The sequence below is a fragment of the Bartonella sp. CL162QHHD genome (genome assembly GCF_042195435.1).
In the GTDB taxonomy this organism is placed as follows: domain Bacteria; phylum Pseudomonadota; class Alphaproteobacteria; order Rhizobiales; family Rhizobiaceae; genus Bartonella.
This window is the reverse complement of record NZ_JBHIOG010000024.1, coordinates 1-19,058: the sequence shown is the minus strand read 5'-3', so window position 1 is coordinate 19,058 and position 19,058 is coordinate 1. Positions and strand designations below refer to the sequence as shown.

19 protein-coding genes are annotated in these 19,058 nt (G+C 38.4%); 9 read left to right on the top strand and 10 right to left on the bottom strand.

The genetic code is table 11. From position 1 onward, the window contains the following. Nucleotides 1–506 precede the first annotated feature (506 nt). The gene (locus tag ACFILD_RS02540; RefSeq protein WP_273791242.1) at nt 507–983 is read right to left on the bottom strand and encodes a tRNA (cytidine(34)-2'-O)-methyltransferase; all 477 of its coding nucleotides are present in this window, start codon (nt 981–983) and stop codon (nt 507–509) included. A gap of 723 nt (nt 984–1,706) precedes the next feature. Here ACFILD_RS02540 and petA point away from each other — a divergent pair. The 4 genes from petA to ACFILD_RS02520 all read left to right on the top strand — a co-directional run bounded on the left by petA (nt 1,707) and on the right by ACFILD_RS02520 (nt 4,954). Continuing rightward, nucleotides 1,707–2,255, top strand: coding sequence for a ubiquinol-cytochrome c reductase iron-sulfur subunit (petA, locus tag ACFILD_RS02535; RefSeq protein ID WP_375622263.1), 549 nt, complete (start codon nt 1,707–1,709; stop codon nt 2,253–2,255). A 4-nt stretch (nt 2,256–2,259) separates the two neighbouring features. Further along, nucleotides 2,260–3,513 carry a cytochrome bc complex cytochrome b subunit gene (locus ACFILD_RS02530; RefSeq protein ID WP_375654397.1) on the top strand — a complete coding sequence of 418 codons (1,254 nt, stop codon included), beginning with the start codon at nt 2,260–2,262 and terminating at the stop codon, nt 3,511–3,513. Beyond that, a complete protein-coding gene (locus ACFILD_RS02525; RefSeq protein ID WP_375664715.1) occupies nt 3,507–4,403 on the top strand; it encodes a cytochrome c1 in 897 nt (298 codons plus the stop codon). Before ACFILD_RS02530 ends, ACFILD_RS02525 begins: the two co-directional genes overlap by 7 nt. 110 nt (nt 4,404–4,513) lie before the next feature. Beyond that, nucleotides 4,514–4,954, top strand: a complete 441-nt coding sequence (locus ACFILD_RS02520) for a PRC-barrel domain-containing protein (protein ID WP_273791238.1) — start codon at nt 4,514–4,516, stop codon at nt 4,952–4,954. Between the two features lie 159 nt (nt 4,955–5,113). On the opposite strand, the gene ychF is transcribed toward ACFILD_RS02520, so the two are convergent. Then, nucleotides 5,114–6,217, bottom strand: a complete 1,104-nt coding sequence (gene ychF / locus ACFILD_RS02515) for a redox-regulated ATPase YchF (protein WP_375630839.1) — start codon at nt 6,215–6,217, stop codon at nt 5,114–5,116. A 266-nt stretch (nt 6,218–6,483) separates the two neighbouring features. Between ychF and ACFILD_RS02510 the strand changes: the two genes are divergently transcribed. Beyond that, nucleotides 6,484–7,227, top strand: coding sequence for a L,D-transpeptidase (locus tag ACFILD_RS02510; protein ID WP_273791236.1), 744 nt, complete (start codon nt 6,484–6,486; stop codon nt 7,225–7,227). 190 nt (nt 7,228–7,417) lie between these two features. On the opposite strand, the gene pth is transcribed toward ACFILD_RS02510, so the two are convergent. Next, nucleotides 7,418–8,044, bottom strand: coding sequence for an aminoacyl-tRNA hydrolase (pth, locus tag ACFILD_RS02505; RefSeq protein ID WP_375630837.1), 627 nt, complete (start codon nt 8,042–8,044; stop codon nt 7,418–7,420). Between the two features lie 76 nt (nt 8,045–8,120). Beyond that, entirely contained in the window at nt 8,121–8,750 is a 630-nt protein-coding gene (locus ACFILD_RS02500; protein ID WP_375630835.1) for a 50S ribosomal protein L25/general stress protein Ctc, read from the bottom strand. A gap of 292 nt (nt 8,751–9,042) precedes the next feature. Between ACFILD_RS02500 and ACFILD_RS02495 the strand changes: the two genes are divergently transcribed. Continuing rightward, the gene (locus ACFILD_RS02495) at nt 9,043–10,542 is read left to right on the top strand and encodes an ATP-binding protein (protein WP_273791233.1); all 1,500 of its coding nucleotides are present in this window, start codon (nt 9,043–9,045) and stop codon (nt 10,540–10,542) included. Here the strand turns inward: ACFILD_RS02495 and ACFILD_RS02490 are convergent. The 4 genes from ACFILD_RS02490 to lgt all read right to left on the bottom strand — a co-directional run bounded on the left by ACFILD_RS02490 (nt 10,539) and on the right by lgt (nt 14,771). Then, the gene (locus ACFILD_RS02490; RefSeq protein ID WP_273791232.1) at nt 10,539–11,471 is read right to left on the bottom strand and encodes a ribose-phosphate pyrophosphokinase; all 933 of its coding nucleotides are present in this window, start codon (nt 11,469–11,471) and stop codon (nt 10,539–10,541) included. The genes ACFILD_RS02495 and ACFILD_RS02490 overlap by 4 nt on opposite strands. Before the next feature lie 473 nt (nt 11,472–11,944). Next, nucleotides 11,945–12,736: a peptidoglycan editing factor PgeF gene (pgeF, locus tag ACFILD_RS02485; RefSeq protein ID WP_273791231.1), complete on the bottom strand. Its 792-nt coding sequence runs from the start codon at nt 12,734–12,736 to the stop codon at nt 11,945–11,947. 102 nt (nt 12,737–12,838) lie between these two features. After that, on the bottom strand, nt 12,839–13,918 hold the full coding sequence (locus ACFILD_RS02480) for a class I SAM-dependent methyltransferase (RefSeq protein ID WP_273791230.1): 1,080 nt from the start codon (nt 13,916–13,918) through the stop codon (nt 12,839–12,841). Continuing rightward, nucleotides 13,893–14,771: a prolipoprotein diacylglyceryl transferase gene (gene lgt, locus ACFILD_RS02475; RefSeq protein WP_273791229.1), complete on the bottom strand. Its 879-nt coding sequence runs from the start codon at nt 14,769–14,771 to the stop codon at nt 13,893–13,895. The genes ACFILD_RS02480 and lgt overlap by 26 nt, the downstream gene beginning before the upstream one ends. 304 nt (nt 14,772–15,075) lie before the next feature. Here lgt and ACFILD_RS02470 point away from each other — a divergent pair, with 304 nt between their 5' ends. Both ACFILD_RS02470 and ACFILD_RS02465 read left to right on the top strand, forming a co-directional pair. Continuing rightward, nucleotides 15,076–15,321 (top strand): accessory factor UbiK family protein, encoded by a 246-nt coding sequence (locus ACFILD_RS02470; protein WP_375630830.1) that lies wholly within the window; start codon nt 15,076–15,078, stop codon nt 15,319–15,321. Between the two features lie 403 nt (nt 15,322–15,724). Further along, the gene (locus ACFILD_RS02465) at nt 15,725–16,225 is read left to right on the top strand and encodes a YbjN domain-containing protein (RefSeq protein ID WP_375629408.1); all 501 of its coding nucleotides are present in this window, start codon (nt 15,725–15,727) and stop codon (nt 16,223–16,225) included. A 45-nt stretch (nt 16,226–16,270) separates the two neighbouring features. Here the strand turns inward: ACFILD_RS02465 and ACFILD_RS02460 are convergent, their stop codons facing one another. Together ACFILD_RS02460 and ACFILD_RS02455 are read right to left on the bottom strand one after the other, a co-directional pair. Continuing rightward, the gene (locus ACFILD_RS02460; protein WP_273791227.1) at nt 16,271–17,611 is read right to left on the bottom strand and encodes an ATP-binding protein; all 1,341 of its coding nucleotides are present in this window, start codon (nt 17,609–17,611) and stop codon (nt 16,271–16,273) included. 8 nt (nt 17,612–17,619) lie between these two features. Continuing rightward, entirely contained in the window at nt 17,620–18,324 is a 705-nt protein-coding gene (locus tag ACFILD_RS02455) for a response regulator (RefSeq protein WP_375664714.1), read from the bottom strand. A gap of 144 nt (nt 18,325–18,468) precedes the next feature. Here ACFILD_RS02455 and ACFILD_RS02450 point away from each other — a divergent pair. Beyond that, nucleotides 18,469–19,058: MBL fold metallo-hydrolase (locus ACFILD_RS02450; RefSeq protein WP_375664713.1), on the top strand; the 590-nt coding region annotated here is incomplete at its 3' end.

The following is a 19,058-nucleotide window of genomic DNA, read 5'->3' as shown; positions in this document are numbered from 1 at the left end:
CATCAATCAAAATTATTGCCTTAGATGTCACAAGTGAGGAAAAATGATTACAGAGAGGAAAAATGTCTCTTATGAACCATCTCAAAGATAAGGATTCTCGAAAATGAGAACGAATAAAGAGAATAGTGATAGCTGTTTGTACTTTGTATGAGCATGAAGAGGGGGATGTCTAATGGATTTTTACTAGGAGGAGTATTTAATCATTTATAGGTGGTGATATGAAATGGATATGATGGGCACTAAGAAATGTTTATTTTATCAGCACTTAATTGTTGGAAAATGATAGGCATTATACGCTCTAACTGTTTTTTATATATTGTATATTGTTTTTCGTAATAATTTATGTTTTTTTACAGGAATTCTGTAAGTTATTCCAAAAGTATTATTGAAACGTATGCGCTTTTAATTACTTATTATACGCTATAAAAAATATTTTTTAATTATTTAAAACCATATTTTATGTATTTTTATCGTTCTATTAAAAATTTTAGTGGAATTGCTGTGTTTTATAGATTACAGGTTCTTTCATGATAACCAATTTGGCGTAATGCTTCTCCTGTTGTTATGGCTACGCTCATGGCGAGATTTAGAGAGCGTGCCTGTGGTTGCATGGGAATTTTCAATGTGTAATCGGCCGCTTCATGAACATAATCGGGAACGCCAGCTGTTTCACGACCAAAAAGTAAAACATCATTTCTTTGATAGCATATCTGCGTATAGCATGTTTTTGCTTTTGTACTTAAAAGCAACAGGCGGCGGTTTAAGTGTTTCATGGAGCTTATAAAATGTTGCCAATCAATGTGTCGTTCTAAGGAAGCATATTCGAGATAATCCAATCCTGCGCGTTTGAGATTACGATCCGACAGATTAAAGCCTGCAGGTTCAATAATGTGCACATGTAAACCAAAGCAAGCGCTAAGACGTAAAATCGTTCCAGTATTACCAGCAATATCAGGTTGGAAAAGAGCTATATGAAGTGTCATGTTCTCTGTAATATGATTTTTCTTTCGACTTTGTAAAGAAGCACCACAATTTATTCGAAAAATATGCTTTGAGAAATACATGTTTTTACGGTTAATTTTTATTCCCTTTAAATTTCAGGGAAAACGTTATGTATACAGGTCTGTTTGGGATAAGAGAGAAGCTCCCTATTAGAGACTTCCTTTTATTGAGCGATCCATGAAATGGATTGGCTCATTATGTTGAAAAGTGGGGTATTTAATGAGGTTAGATCATCCATTTTAATTAAAATCAACAAAATATGCTTTTTATGCAAAAACAGAAGCAAAAAAAATACTCATGCAACCAGTTGGAATTGAGGAAGGGAGAGATGCTGTAAATGTGTTAAAGAAATAACCGATAAGCTCAACTTATTTACTGAGATATGGTCATAACAAGACAATGTTTCTTTCTTTAGAAGTGTTTATTTACATGCTATCTCTGATTTTCACGGGTGGGGGAGTAATTTTGATTGATTAATATGAATAGGTTTGAAATGAAAGAAACTTACGGTGTTTCAGGATTTCATTCACTCTGTAAAACGATGAATTATCATTATAAAACAGTTTTTGTATAAACCATACAAATGGCGGAGTTTTTTACGGGGATGTTTTCATGGTTGAGGTAACTGAATGATCAAGCATTGTACAATGGGAGAGGGTATGGTAAAAGAATGTTTTAGCAAAGTGTCTCTTTAAGTTAAGTCCATGGGTGAGCAAACGAGGCGGGATTTTCTGTTTTTGGTAACAGCTGTTGCAGGAGCAGTTGGAATGGGAGCGGTTGCGTGGCCTTTTATCCGTCAGTTGCGTCCAGATGAAGCTGTTTTGGCATCTTCCTCTGTTGAGGTTGATCTTTCTGGTATTGAAGAGGGGATGTCGGTAACGGTAAAGTGGCGAGGACAGCCTGTTGTTATTCGAAATCGTACGGCAAAAGAAATTGCTGATGCGCGCGCTACTGAATTGAGACTTCTAAAAGATCGTCAAGCGCGCAATCCTAATCTTGAAGGTGAAAAAGAAGCAACAGATTTTGCGCGTTCAGCAGGTAAAGGACGTGAAAATTGGCTGATTGTTATTAATCTTTGTACGCATCTAGGCTGTGTAACACTTGGGCAATCGGGTAAATTTGGAGGATGGTTGTGTCCCTGTCATGGGTCTGTTTATGATACCGCTGGAAGAGTGCGGTCAGGCCCAGCTAACTATAATTTGACTATTCCACCTTACCAATTTCTTTCTGATACTTTGCTCAAAATAGGATAAAGTCATGATAAGGTTTCCTCCTTATTGTCCTAAAAATGCTCTTGCCCGTTGGTTTGATAAGCGTTTTCCTCTTCCTCGTTTTTTTTATAATGCATTTGTGATTTTTCCTGTTCCGCGTAATCTTAATTACTTTTACACATTTGGCGGTATTTTAACCATTATGCTTTTATCACAGCTCTTGACTGGTATTGTCTTGGCTATGCATTATGTTCCGGATATTCATTTGGCTTTTGAAACCAGTGAACGATTTCGGCGTGAAGGGCAGTTTGGTTGGCTTTTTCGTCCATGGCATTGTGTAGGCTCTTCGTTTTTTTTTATTGCTGTTTATATCCATTTGGCACGTGGACTTTATTATGGTTCTTATAAAAACATGCGAGAAATGGTATGGGTTACAGGTATTTTTATTTATATCATCATGATGGCAATAGCATTTTTTGGTTATGTGCTTGTTTGGGGGATGATGTCTATTTCAGCGGCTTCAGTGATTGCAGGGCTTTTTAAAACGATACCTTTGGTGGGGACATGGTTGCATGAGACACTTCTGGGTGGTTATGTCGTAGGACAACCAACGTTGAATCGTTTTTATGTTTTCCATTATGTTTTATCATTTATTTTGCTTCTTTTTGTGGGGCTGCATATTTGGGCAATCCATTGTGTTGGGCAAGGTAATCCAACGGGTCTTGCTATACAATCAGATAAGGAAACAGTTCCATTTTCGCCTTATGCGCTTATCAAAGATATTTTTGCTATTACTGTTTTTCTGATCTTCTTTGCCTGGTTTTTGTTTTATATGCCCGATTATATGGGGCAGGCTGAAAATTATAGTGTGGCAGATCCTTTAAAGGTACCTCTTCGTGTGGTTCCAGAATGGTATTTTTTGCCTTTTTATGCGATGCTTCGTGCTATAACTTTTGATATTGGTATTTTCCCTTCAACTTTTGTGGGCTTTGTTTTATTCGTCAGTTCGATTTGCATTTTAATTTTTGTGCCATGGTTAGACCGTTCTAAAATATGTTCAGCAAGATATCGACCTGTTTATAAAATTTTCTTTTGGGCGTTGGTTATTGATGTCGTTTTTCTTGGTTGGTTGGGGTCAAGAGAAATAAGTGATAAAATTCTTTTATGGACACAATTGGCTACTGTTTATTATTTTATATTTTTTTTGGTTATTTTGCCGATTTTGCCAGCGTTTGAAAAAAATTGTTCTCTTCCTTCTTCAATTATGCAAGATTTAAAACAGAAAAAGAGACTATGGTAAATGTTTTTGTCGGACTGATTTTTATTGTTGCTATGAGCTTTTCTGCTCAGAGTTTAGCGAGTGATGACTCTGATCAGGAAGAGGGATTTATTTCTTTTCCTTTACAAGTTCCTAAAAAACAAGAATGGAGTTTTTCAGGTCCATTTGGGCTTTATGATAAGGCGCAATTGAGGCGCGGATTAAAGGTTTATAAACAAGTTTGTTCCAGCTGCCATGGGCTAAAATATGTGGCTTTTCGCAATTTAAAAGCTCTAGGGTATGATCAAGAACAGATTAAAGCTTTGGCGGGGCAATATGAAGTGCGCGATGGCCCGAATCGAGAAGGAAAATTTTTTAAACGTGCTGGGGTTGCAACGGATTATTTTCCTTCTCCCTTTTCACATGAAGAAGAAGAAAGATTTATTTTGAATAATGCTTATCCTCCAGATTTGTCATTGATGGCACGTGCACGTGGGGTATCTTTGCCGTTTCCTGCTTTAATTACGGATGTATTAACTCATTATGATACAGCTGGTCCAGATTATATTACAGCTCTTTTAACAGGATATCAGAAGGCACCGAAGGAGATAAAAATTGCGAATGGTTATTGGTATAATCCTTATTTTATTGCCGGTAATTCTTTAACGATGGCTCCTCCTTTGAGTGATGGTATGGTTGCTTATGAAGATGGAACTCCAGAAATCATTGAACATTATGCGCGCGATGTTTCTGCTTTTTTGATGTGGGCTGCCGATCCTCATATGGAAATTCGTAAAAAAACCGGTTTTCGTGTTATTTTATTTTTAATCATTTTTGCAGGGCTTGTTTATATTTTAAAAAATCGTATTTGGTGTGGTTTAGAAAAAGAGTTAGAGAAAGAAATAAAAGACGAAATAAAGAGAAAAGGGTAAAGCGACAAGACTCGAAAAAGTATAGAGTATAAAGAGCATAAGGAACAAATCTTTTTATGATGCATTGAGGTTTTATAAAGTAAAAGCAAAGTAAAAATGGAGATGTTAAAATGAAAAAAATTGCATGTACTACTCTTATGTCAATTTTGATGGTTTCTAGTACTTATGCTCAGTCTTTTGAAGTGCCTTCAAAACCTGAAATGATCTCTTCGACGGGTATTGTACAGGTGGGGATAGATAAGTCTGTGCGTTATGTGACACCTTTAGCAACGGATTTTGTAGCTTCCAGTCTTATAGGCGCCAATGTATATAATATAGAAGATGAAAATATTGGTGAAGTAAAAGATATTATTTTACGTGAAAATAATATTGCAGGATTTGTTATTGCTGTTGGTGGTTTTCTTGGCATAGGCGAGAGTTATGTGGTCGTTTCTCCAGAAACAATCCAGATGACAAATGATTATGGTAAATGGAAACTCATTACAAATGCGACAAAAGATTCTTTAAAGGACGCTCCAACATTTAAATACGAAGGGCGTTGGACACGCTAATTTTATATTTTCATTCTTTAATGGATAAAACTGTTGCTATCATAATCATATGCTAGCAACAGTCTTTTTGTTCTAAAAACTCTTGAGAGCTTTTGCGACAAGATTCCAGGGAGCTATTACCAAAGTTTTCAAGATAAACTATTAAGGCAGAGTGAAGATTTAAGTATTATGTTTAAATAACATGATATCGCCATCTTGCACAATGTATTCTTTTCCTTCATCGCGGGCTTTTCCTGCTTCTTTTGCACCGCTTTCTCCACCCAGAGCAATATAGTCATTGTAGCTGATGGTTTGGGCACGAATGAAACCGCGCTCAAAATCTGAGTGAATAACGCCAGCTGCTTGGGGAGCTTTTGTACCACGCGTAATTGTCCATGCTCGTGTTTCCTTAGGCCCACAGGTGAAGTAAGTAATGAGATCAAGTAAATGGTAACCAGCGCGAATGAGGCGATTGAGACTCGGTTCAAAGAGTCCTAAAGCATTGAGATATTCTGATGCTTCAGCATCACTCAGTTGTGTGATTTCCGCTTCGATAGAAGCAGAAATGATAATGCTTTGCGCATTTTGCTCTGTTGCCATTTTTTCAACTGTTTGGGTAAAGCTATTTCCATGAGCGGCGTCATTTTCGCTTACATTACAAACATAAAGTACAGGCTTGGAGGTTAAAAGATTCAAGCTTTTAAGAATGTGGTGTTCATCGGAAGAGATATCTTTGAGCAATAACCGGACAGGGTTTCCCTGTTGCAGTATGTTTAATGCTTTTTCCATAATAGGCAAAATTGTGAGAGCTTCTTTGTCTTTTCCGGTTGCTCGTTTACGAATTTGTATGATTCGTCTCTCAAGACTTTCAAGATCCGCAAGCATGAGTTCGGTTTCAACCGTTGTTGCATCACTAACAGGATCAATACGTCCCTCTACATGGGTAATATCTTCATTTTGAAAACAGCGTAAAACGTGGACAATGGCATCGACTTCGCGAATATTGGCTAAAAATTTGTTTCCTAAACCTTCGCCTTTTGAAGCTCCTCGCACAAGCCCCGCAATATCGACGAAGTTAATGCGTGTAGGAATCATTTCTTTTGAACCAGCGATTGATGCAATTTTTTCCATTCGTAAATCTGGAACAGCAACTTCACCGGTATTGGGTTCAATGGTACAGAAAGGATAATTGGCAGCCTGTGCAGTGGCTGTTTTTGTTAATGCATTAAAAAGAGTTGATTTCCCAACATTAGGTAATCCGACAATACCGCATTTAAAGCCCATGAGAGTCTTTCTTTTCGTTTGATTTTATAGTCAAGATAAAGCTTCTTTTTTATAGCATATTTTCATAAGAGTTATAGTCCTTGCCTTGCGATAAGTGAGAAAAAAGTATAAAGTAGCAGGTATCTGCTTTTTTTACCTTAGTTCTTCTTATCTTAATTCTCTCCTTAGTTTCAAGGATAAGAAAACTTCGAATTAATGTTAATATTGTGCTAAGTTTTTCATGGTATGCAAATCTGCATAAATAATTAATCGGAGAAAATAGAAGAGTGTTATCTCGTTGTGCCTTTTTAATTGCAGCACTTTTGGCTTTGGCTGGATGTGCTACACATCAGTCAGATATGTCATCGGTTTCTTTTCAACAAGTTCGATACATTCCACCAGAAATACAGGCTTTGTATGGTCCTGTAACGAATGAGACTTATTCGTTACCTGCTGTTGATCTTGCGACAATTGATCCAAAATATTGGCGACAAGAAGTGATTTATTATACATCTTATCCAGCTGGAACATTGGTTGTAGATACGCAAGAGTGTTTTCTTTACCTTATTGGTGAAAATGGAAAAGCTTTGCGTTATGGGATTGGGGTCGGTAAGGAAGGTTTAGCATTTGAAGGTGAGGGGGTTATACAGCGCAAGCGTCGGTGGCCAAATTGGGCTCCTACTGCAGCTATGATGGCTCGAGAACCAGAACGTTATGGACATCTTGGGAAAGGAATGCCACCAGGACCCGATAATCCATTAGGTGCGCGGGCACTTTATTTGTTCAAAAATGGGAAAGATACACTTTTCCGTATTCATGGTTCACACGAATCGTGGTCAATTGGGCGTGCTATTTCAAGTGGGTGCATTCGTTTGCTTAATCAAGATATTATCGATCTTTATGATCGTGTTCCCGTTGGTTCGCGTGTTGTGGTATTGCAAAACAATAGGAGTATTCCTACAGTTTATAGTCAACAATCAAATGGCTATGATCCGCTACAGTCGACCATTCAGCCAAATGAATTTTTTTAATTTTGGGGAGAAGATTGGAGAGAGCTGTTTAAGTGTTTTGGTTTTCTGTTCAATCTTCTCTTTTTCTTAAAAGAGAAAATAAGCCTTTCTTTTTCAAAAGTGCATACAAGCTTGTATTCTGATTCTATTTTTTAGCTTCTCACGTTGCCAACAGATTTTTCCTTTGAGAAAGTTTATAAGAGGATTTTTTTTAAGAGTTCTTATCCATATTCTTCACGCGACTGGGACACTCAAGCCAATGGTTTTGATTGTTTTTTATCGTTTGTGAAACTTCATTCATAAAGAGGGATTTCTCATCTTTTATAAGGAGAGCAATATTTTTTGCAATTGCCTCTAAGAGAGGGGATAACCATTCTTGATCAGATTTGGTGAAATTTCCCAGAACATGCTGATGAACAAGTTCTTTGCTTCCAGGATGACCAATTCCTATGCGTATACGACAATAGTCAGTACCACAATGGGCATCAATAGACTTAATGCCATTATGCCCATTATTTCCTCCACCAATTTTTATACGAACTTTTCCCGGTGACAGGTCTAACTCATCATAAATGATGATCAAATTCTTCAAATCTAATTTATAAAATCGCAAAGCTTCGCCAATAGCTTGACCAGAAAGATTCATGAAAGTTTGTGGTTTTATAAGAAAAATTTTCTCATTACTTATGAAACCATTGGAGATTTCTGCTTGAAACTTCTTTGACCATGGAGAAAAAGAGAAGGACTGATAAATGGCATCAACAGCCATAAAACCGATATTATGGCGGTTATTTTGATATTGTAAACCAGGATTGCCAAGACCAGCAATAAGCCACATGTGTATCTTCAGTCAAAGTATGAGTAAGGGTAATGCCTCATAAATTAAGGCGGAAAAAATTCCCGCCTTTTGAGTTTTATGAAGTTTCCGTGTTTTCTTCATCATTTTCTTGCTCAGAAGTTTCATCGCTGACATCCATGCCAGCAGGAGTTGCAATAGTTGCAATGGTAAAGTCTCGATCTTGGATGATGGGAGTCACATCTTTTGGCAGTTGCACTGCTGAAATGTGAATAGAATCACCAATAGAGTAGCTGGAGAGATCAATTTCAATAGCTTCAGGAATAGCACTTGCTGGAGCTGTACATTCAATTTCGTGCCGAACAATATTGAGGACACCACCCTTTTTAAGTCCAGGTGCCGTATCTTCATTGAGGAAGTGGACAGGAATATTCACTTCTACAACAGATTTTGCTGAAATGCGTAAAAAGTCTACATGGAGGGGAAAGTCACGCACGGGATCTAATTGATAATCTTTTGGCAAAACCATAATTTTTTGCTTGTCAAGAATAATCGTTGCAATGGTGGTACGAAAGCCACCGGCATGAATTTTGTAGAAAATTTCTTTATAGGGAACTGTTATTGCCAAGGGTGGTTGTTTTTCACCATAAATGACAGCAGGAATAAGACCGTTGCGGCGAAGTTCACGGGAGGACCCCTTACCAACCCGCTCGCGTTTTTCGGCCTTAAGAGTGTAGCTTTTACTCATAATTTAAGTCCTTTTTACATGATTGGAGATCCTTCAAAAACAGTAATAGTTTTTGCATGGATATGAAGATATGCGCTAACCAACAGCGATCACTCCATTCTACGTTGCCTCCAAGGGTGTCTACGCAGAAGTTTGTTCTATAGTTCAAACTATTCATAGATGCAAGAGTTGTGGGAAAAATCGATGATTTCTACCGTTAAAAAGGAGGAAATGTTACAAATTGCGGTGTGGATGGAGAATCAACCAATATGTGCTGGCACTGATATGTTCAAAATCAAACACTGGAGATGTTATGAAGGTTGAGATTGCCTTGGGTGAGATGTCAGAGAATCGTGCTTTGCATAAATCGATGCCAGCACTTCTTGACTTAGAAGAATTATTGGCGACACGTCTTCTTGTACAAGGTAATTCCGGTTCAGGGAAATCACATCTTTTACGCCGTCTTTTGGAGCAAAGTGCTAAGTGGGTGCAGCATTGTGTAATTGATCCAGAAGGCGATTTTGTAACTTTGGCAGATAAATTTGGTCATGTTATTGTAGAGGCTCAACGTAGTGAATTAGAGTTGACTCGTATTGCCCATCGCATTCGACAACATCGAGTTTCAGTGGTATTTAATCTTGAAGGCTTGGATACTGAACAACAGATGCGTGCTGTAGGGGCTTTCCTTGGGGCACTTTTTGATGTGGAACGTGATTATTGGTATCCTATGCTTGTCGTTGTCGATGAAGCGCAATTGTTTGCTCCAACTGCAGCAGGAGAAGTTTCTGATGAAGCGCGTAAAATTTCTTTGAGCGCTATGACCAATCTTATGTGTCGAGGACGTAAACGTGGTCTTGCTGGTGTTATTGCGACACAACGTTTGGCTAAGCTTGCCAAAAATGTTGCTGCTGAAGCTTCAAACTTTTTAATAGGGCGGACTTTTTTAGATATTGATATGGTGCGCGCTGCTGATCTTTTGGGAATGGAGCGTCGCCAAGCGGAAATGTTTAGAGATCTTGAACGGGGAAATTTTATAGCTTTAGGCCCTGCTTTATCACGACGTCCCTTACCAATCATTATCGGTTCTGTTGAAACTTTGGCACGCTCTTCTAGTCCTAAATTAATGCCACTTCCAACAGAGCGGGATGATGTGCAAGAGCTCGTTTTTACTGCTTCACCAGAGGAAATTTTAACGCCATTTAAACAAACACGAGAGCCGATGAGGGAAAAATCAATGCACGAGATGTTAGAGGAGGTAGTGCATAAAAAACAAGAGCTGTTGGAAGAAAACCTGAGTTTATTTCCTGAACTTTCTGATGTTGAGCGTGACGGCCAAGCAGAACATATTATTCGGGAAATTCTTGAGGATTCTGAGGCTTTTTATCGTTCAACAGCGGTGCTTTATCAAGATTTTTCAGTTCGTTGCCGTATCCATGGTATGTCAAAGGTTCCTTTTAATCTTTCACAATTTCGGCGTAAATTGGCTATTGCTCAGGCTTTTGTTGATGAACAAACGGCTGTCAGTGAACATTGGAAACATATTTTGCAGATATCAGAAAGTTTGGAAGAAGATGTTCAAGGAGTCTTCTTGAATGTGGCACAGGCCGCATTAGGGGGAAAGCCATGTCCATCTGATGCATTTTTAGCACGTCTTTATGGAACTCATTCTTTAAGCCGTGCACGCCGACTTTTAACCTACTTTGAAGAGCGTGGACTTATTGTTATTCATACGCATTTTAGTGGTCAACGTATTGTTGCATTTCCTGATCTTGGTGTTGAAACAGCACCGGGAGACCCCAAGGAACCACTTTAACCAAATAAGCTGGAAACCGATTGTTCTGCTGCTGTCCTTGCAATTGCTTCTCCAATAAGGTCGGCAATGGGCAAAACACGAATATTATGGGTTTTCTCAATAGCTTGTGTTGGCATAATTGAATCTGTAATAACCAATTCTTTCATCTCTGAATTGGCAATTCGTTCGATTGCATTACCAGAAAGAACACCGTGCGTGATATAAGCCGTGACACTATTGGCACCATGTTTAAGCAGAGCACTTGCTGCATTGCATAAAGTTCCACCTGAATCAACAATATCATCAAGCAGAAGGCAATCTTTTCCCGATACATCTCCAATGATATTCATAACTTCTGATTCACCGGGGCTTTCGCGACGTTTATCCACAATAGCGAGCAAACTGTTCAAGCGCTTGGCGAGCGCACGCGCGCGAACCACACCACCCACATCAGGTGAAACAACGATAACATTTTCAAGAGAATAATGCACTTTGACATCGCGAGAAATGACAGGAACAGCATAGAGATTATCCGTAGGGATATCAAAAAAACCTTGAATTTGTCCTGCATGAAGGTCCAATGTTAAAACACGATGGGCCCCTGCTTCCGTAATTAGGTTGGCAACAAGTTTTGCAGAAATAGGAGTCCGTGGTCCTGGTTTTCTATCTTGGCGGGCATAGCCAAAATAGGGGATAACAGCTGTAATACGACGTGCAGAAGAACGACGAAGGGCATCAATCATGATGAGCAATTCCATCAAATGATCATTTGCGGGATAGGATGTAGATTGCAAAACAAAAACATCTTGGCCACGTACATTTTCATGCAGTTCTACGAAAATTTCTTGATCAGCAAAGCGCTTTACAGTTGCTTTGCCTAAGGGGATGTTCAAATAATTTGCAACATCTTCAGCTAGGCGTGGATTAGAATTTCCGCAGAAAAGTTTCATAGTAGAACCTCTGAATTATCATGGTGGAATGCGACACGGTTTTTAATTTCTTTTTATTAAATTGCAAGAGAACAATTACAAAAGCCTTACAATTTTATCGATTATTATTAAAGAGCTATGCAGTATGTTTTCTCTTTTTCCAAAAGTTTGTTACTTTTAGAGCAAAGTTTTTTCTCCATGCGGCAAAGAAATACATATTGATTAATCTTTTTGGTTATTACTTTATAAAAATGCTTTCAATATGGGGAATGTTTCATATTTAAGATGAATGAAGGGGAGTAATAAAAAGAAGTATCATCTTGCCTTCAATTATTATAACCAAACATTGAAAATGATCACAGCGAAGGCTATCATATTTTATGTGCTGGTAGATAATTTTGTGAAAAAAGCAAAGTCCAATGGGATTTATTTTTACATTTGGGTAAAAAGTTTAGTTTTGCAGTTTTGGTATTGTTCTCAAGTATAAAAGGGGCTCATCTTTTGTTTTTCAGCATAATAGCAGAAATTTGCCGTCCGTAATCGGGTTCGTTGCGGTGTATTGCACGGCGATAGGAGAAAAAACGCTGTTCATCTTGATAGGTACAAAGCTCTACACAAGAAGCATTAACGCCTGCTTCTTTGAGTTGGTTTATAATAAATGCCCATAGATTAAAATAAAAGCGATTTATTTTGTCTGTTTTTAAAAAATATTTTTGGTATTTGCTGTGGTAATCAATAAATTGGTCGTAAAATTCATTTGTTACTTCGTAGTGATAAGGGCCAATACAAGGTCCAAGGACTGCTGTTATTGATTGTCTTTTGGCTCCTTGTTTTTCCATAACAGCAATTGTTTTCTCGATAATTCCATTTAAGCTTCCACGCCAGCCAGCATGAGTTGCAGCGATGACTCCAGCTTGTGGATCAGCAAACAGAATGGGTCCGCAATCTGCTGTAAGAACCCCAATAACGAGTTCTGGGGTGGTCGTAACCAGAGCATCAGCTTGAGGAGGTGCACCGATAATTGCTTGATGAGCTACGACAACGTTACAGGAGTGTATTTGATTGACTGTGACTAAATTTTGCGCCTCAATAGAAAAGTAATTGGCGATCAAAAGACGATTCTGTACAATATATTCAAGCTGATCATTTGAACCTTTCCCAACATTAAGACTATGATAAAGATTTTTTGAAACACCACCTTCACGTGTAAAAAATCCATGTTTTATCCCATGGGTGTGTAAAGTAGAAAGATTTTTTGCAAGAATGGGATGAGGGATAGATTTCATAAAAGTTCCTTATGGAGATTATTTGAAATGAGGATGGAGATGTTCATATTTGTCAATGAATATTTCAGATAATGATGTGCTTATTGACAAAAGCGCCGATCATCAAAATTGAGGAGGTATGGAGATGTTTTTATCACTGAAATGTAAAACTTTAAATAATTTTCCCATCTGATCTGGACCAGCGAGCCGTTCGATGTCTTGGCGGATTTTGTCTTGCAAAGGAGCACTTTTGCCAACTCCAAGCTGGTTTGCGCGCTCCAGTAGCCCCATTTTAAAAAGAAATTCTCCTTGCTCTAAGATTTCAGCAAAACAGCCCTGTTCAAGAGCTATGTTTTTTAAAAAAGAAAAATCAACATGGGATGTTAAATCATGTTCACCAGGGGCATCAAAAACATCACGAAATCTATGTTTTGAGAGTGCTTGCAAGGTATCGCCAAAGGCAAGCTCACAAGCACCATAGTCGATAAGTAAAGCAGAACCTGTCACTTGCACTAAATGGTGGCTGATTTGTTGCATGAATTGATGCCGTAAAGGGGCATGTTCAAAAATTGTTCCGTCAGGCACTTTAGAACAATAGGTTTGTAGACAAGAAGAGGGAAGTTTATGCGGGGCAGCAATAAAGATGAAATCTCCATTTTGATTGACTGTAATGCAGCGCTCTTTCCATTCTCCATTGACTTTAATATATTGGTTGATAGGGAGTGTATCGAGAAATTCATTAGCAATGAGGAAGAGAGGTTTTGAAGGAATTTGATTAAAATTTTCAATGCTATGGATTTGTTTTTGATAAGAGCAAAGGCGCTTTTTTTGTTCTTTTGCAAGTTTTTTGCTTATTTCGATCAGAAAAATTTCAGCAGCATTAAATGCTCTTGTAGAAAGCTTTTGGATGGTTCGCAAAATGTCATCCATCAAAATTCCACGTCCTGGACCTATCTCAGCGAGGATAAAAGGATGAGGACAACCTTGAGCTTTCCAGCTCGCAAGAGTCCAAATGCCAATCATCTCTCCAAATAATTGGCTTATTTCAGGTGCTGTAATGAAATCACCATCACGTCCAAAAGGTGTTTGTGTTTGATAATAACCAAACTGAGGATCTGTAAGTGCCAACGTCATATATTGGCTAACAGTGATTGGTCCATTAAGGACAATAATTTCTTTAATTTTTTCTTTTAGATTGGCCATTTTCTGTCGATTTATATTTAAAGGCGTGGAGAAGAAGATACCCCCCTAAAAGAAGCATGGGAAGAGATAAAGCCATGCCATAGGTAAAACCAGTAGAATGGAAAAGTGTCGAAAACCATTCTGGATCTTCTTGAGGCGCACGGTAAACTTCAGAAATGCTGCGTGCTACTGCGTAGCCTATAATAAATGTTCCTGATACAGCACCAGGACGCTTTAATGCTTTGAACCCAAAAATAAGAAGACACAAGATGATGAAGAGAAGAAATCCTTCCATAAATGCTTCGTAAAGCTGGCTTGGATGGCGCGGTAAATAGTAAGGATCGAGAGGAAAACAAACAGCCCAAGGATGTGTAGTGATATTGCCCCATAACTCTTGGTTGATGAAGTTGCAGATTCGTACAATGCCGATACCAATAGGAGCACCTGCAGCAATGATATCAAACATGGCTCGTATGTTAATATAATTTTTACGGGCAAACCAGATCATAGCAATGATAATACCAATAAGTCCGCCATGAAAGGACATTCCCCCATCCCATACGGCAATGATAGCACTTGGATGGTTAAAATAGTAAATGGGATCCCATACAAGAACTTGTCCTAAACGCCCTCCGATAACAACACTTATGGCAGACCAGACAACAAAATCTCCGATCTTTTCTTTATCCATAGGAGGGTGGTCTCTATACCATAGAGATGTTTTTTTTAATAATTTTTGCGCATACCACCAAGCAAAAAGAATACCCAGTACGTAACCAAGTCCATACCAATGAAGTGCTATGGGACCTAGCTGGATAATGACAGGATCAAGGAAAGACGGAAAAGCAATGGCTGGACAAGACAGATTGTTCATGAGTTAAGCATTTTACATTATACGAGATGAATATGAAGTGACTCTGATGGTCAGAAATGACAGATGAATGCACAATGGTCAAGTCAGTAGGGAGGCTAGTCAGAAAGGGAGATAGATTTCCACTGATTTATCGCGGTAAAAAATATGGTGATAAAGGAATATTAAAAAATCTTAAACAAAATCGTTATGAAAAGTCTACATAGGATGTAAAATATAGAGTAAAAGGAACAAATTACAGTATCTAAATGTTATGAGAATACGCTATAATGCGTGCGTCAATAATTAAAATTTAAGGAAAAATGTTATGCGTAATGGATCAAATCGTATTCTTGATGAATTAGCAAAATTAGCAACGGATGCTGCTGACGTTGCGCAAGGCATACGACGTGAAGCTGGAACAGCTTTTCGTGTGCAGGCTGAAAAGATAGCAAACAAACTTGATCTTGTTTCTCGCGAAGAGTTTGAGACTTTTAAGGAGATGGTGCTGAAAATCCATGCTGATAATGCTGATTTGAAAAGGCGCCTTGATGATTTAAAGAAAGGTGATTAAAAAAACGCAGACACAAAAAAGTAAAATAGTTTCTTAAAAAAAGAATCTTCAAAAAATATCCCCAATTTTTCAATGTGATGCGTGAAACTAAAAAATGCTTAATCTTGAGTCTGTTAGAGCGGAGCATTTGTTTATTTTTGATTTTTTTTTGGGTAAAATACATTTTTTTGAATCAGGGGGGCTGGCGCTATGAAATTGTATCAATACACTGAAAAGACTTGATGATTCGTTTTATGACTATCAGGTTGCCCTAAACAGCGCGATTGTGTTCTGGGTGTTTGTGTACTGTCGATGTTTTTATGTGTATTTGTTTGGTGTAAAGGTTCTGATTGTAGCAAAATATTGTTACAGTTTAGACGTTTTATATTCTGTTGACAATGTTTTAAGATGATTGAGGATTGTGATGAGGCTTGCATTTTGCGCCACAGAAAGAAAAGAGCACCCTGTTGACTTTATCGAACAGATTGCCTGTGAATATGATTGGTCGTTTGAGCGGGATGCACAAGATGAAATTAGCGTTTGTGTGGAAGGAAAACGCGCAAACTATCGTCTTGCTTTTTCATGGATGGAAGAGCATGAAGCACTTCATTTAGCTTGTTCGTTTGATCTCTCTACTAAAAATGCTCGAACAGCTGAAATACAGCGCTTATTGCTAGCAATTAATGAAAAGTTGTTGTTGGGACATTTTGATTACTGGCAAAGGAATAATTCAGTCATTTATCGACAAGGTCTTCTTTTGGCTGGTGGGATGCATCCATCTCATATACAGGTTGAAACATTGTTGATACATGCACTTAAAGCCTGTGAAAGCCATTATGTTGCATTTCAGATGGTTGCTTTGTCGGGAGAAAGTGCTTACAAGGCACTACAGTACACTTTGTTTGAAACTGTAGGGAATGCCTAAAATATACAGTCTGTTATTTTTACAGACGGTTTGCGGAAATATTGCTCATAGGGGGACATCAAGAATAGCGCGCACTCCCCCGAGTGGGCTCTCATCTAATTGTATATTGCCACCATGGCTGCGTGCTATGTCTTGAGCAATAGAAAGACCAAGTCCTGTTCCACTTGCATCTTGATTTCGCGCTTTATCAAGTCGAAAGAATGGCTTAAAAACTTCTGTGCGCATATCTTCATGAATTCCAGGTCCATTATCATCGATTATCAATATAAAAGATTCTTGTTGAGAGTTAGCGGTTAGTTTAACAGTCGTGCCGTAACAAAATGCATTTGTTACAAGATTGCTGACTAAGCGTGTGAAAGCACGGGGACGTACTTGTATTTCTGTAGGACCTTCAATGGTGTAAGAAAATTGACGTTTGTGAAGACGAGCATCGGTGGAGAATTTTTGCATAAGAGCATTTAAATCAAAAGTCTTGACACTTTCACTTCCTTCACCACGAGCAAAAGCAAGATAATCTTCTAACATATTTTGCATGTCACTTACATCTTGCTCAAGCGGTTTAATATCAAAGTCAGTATTTACTAATGCCAGCTGAAGTTTAAAGCGTGTAAGAATGGTTCTTAAATCATGACTTACTCCTGAGAGCATCATGGTACGTTGTTCAATTTGGCGTTCAATACGTTCACGCATGCGTAAAAAAGCGATGCCTGCACGACGGACTTCATCAGCTCCTTGTGGTTGAAAACCTTTTGGTAAAGGACGACCGCGTCCAAAGCTTTCTGCTGCTTCAGCCAATTGTTGAATCGGTTTGATTTGATTGCGCAAGAAGTAAATTGCTATCAGCAATAAAACAAGAGCTGTTCCTACCATCCAGCTTAAAAAAATAGCAGTATTGGAAGCATAGGCTTGGCTGCGTGGAGCAAAGACGCGTAAGATGTTGTGACCAAGGTGGATACGGATTTCAACAAGATCAGAATCTCCTACGGTATCAATCCAGAAGGGACGGTTAATTTGGCGGGTGATTTCTTCACTTAAAAAATAGTCAAGAATTGCAAAAAATGGCTTAGGTCCTGGAGGGGGTAAGGAGGTAGGAGATAGAATAGAAATATTTAATCCCATACGTTGTTGTGCAATACGCTTGATATCTTCATAGTTATCTTGTTGGGGATATGTTTCAAGAATATCAATAATGGCTGAAATATCATGCACGACAGCCGTTGAAAGACGCTCGGTTACCATTTGCCAATGGCGTTCCATAAAGACATAAGCAATGACCGTTTGCAGAAGCACCATGGGAGCGATAATAATGATTAAAGAGCGAGCATAAAGCCGTTTAGGCATTTTTTTCGTTAACCATCGAAGAAAAAATCTTAAAGGTTTGATCATTCTTGTGCCTATTCAATAGAGAGTTTATACCCTATTCCTCGCACGGTTTGGAGCCATATAGGCAGTGCTGGGTTTTTTTCGATCTTACGACGAAGGCGGTTTATCTGTACATCAATGGCACGTTCACTTATATTGCTGGCATCTGTCGCGAATTTATGGCGCGGAATTGTATCGCCTGCATTTTCGGCAAACATGACCATCATTTCTTGTTCTTTATCTGTTAATTTAATAATTTCTCCTCCTTTTTTGAGTTCGCGTCGTGAAATTGAAAATATATAAGGACCAAAAACGATTTGCTCAATTTTAGGTTGGCTAAGGGGAAAACCACGTCGTAAAATGGCGTTGATGCGAAGGAGAAGTTCACGAGGGTCAAACGGCTTAGACAGATAATCATCGGCCCCTGCTTCTAATCCACGGATACGATTGTCTATTTCTGATAAAGCTGTTAGCATCAAGATAGGAACATCTTTTGTTTGGCGGAGTGAATGAGTGAGATCAATACCGTTTTCGCTAGGCATCATGACATCAACAATAAGAAGATCAAAATCTAAACTTGCCAACAGTCGTCTTGCTTCATTCGCATTGGCTGAAACTGAAACACGAAATCCATTTTTAATGAGAAACTGAAATAAAAGATTGCGAATACGAGTATCGTCATCAATCACAAGAAGGTGAGGGGCATCGTCACACAAAACTTGAACGTGATTGGTCATTCTTAAAAAAACCTTGATAAAAATTTAGTTTACACAAAATGCAAGTTTACATAAGTTGTATAAAGCTGTCGAGCAGCACCTTTACCTTAAAGGAGAGAAAGTTTTATTTATAAATTTAAAAAAGTTACTTTTGAAAAGGATATTATGGGTAGTCTTAATATACATATTATTCCCGTTACGACATTCCAACAAAATTGCACTTTGCTTTTTGATAGTGAATGTAAAACGGGGGTTCTCGTTGATCCTGGTGGTGATTGGCCGCGGATTCAAGACGTAATCGAAAAGAATGGTGTTATTGTTGAGGCTATTTGGGTAACACATGGTCATTTTGATCATGTAGGAGCAGCAATGCAAGCGAAAGAAGCGCTTAATGTAAAAATTATCGGTTCACATCGCGATGATAAGCCTGTGATGGATGCTGTGAGCGAAAGCGCAAAAAATTATGGCATCACTGATGCTTGCATCTGTATTCCTGACAAATGGTTAGAAGATGGTGAGTGTGTTCATTTTGCTGGACATGTGTTTAAGGTTTTTCACACCCCAGGACATTCCCCTGGTCATGTTATTTATTTCAATGAAAAAGAGCGCTTAGCCCTCTTGGGTGATGTTCTTTTTCGTGGTTCTATTGGACGTACGGACTTCCCCTTCTGTTCCTATGAAAAATTGATGCAATCTCTTCGAGAAAAAGTTTTACCCTTAGGCGATGATGTTTGTTTTATTTGTGGGCATGGTCC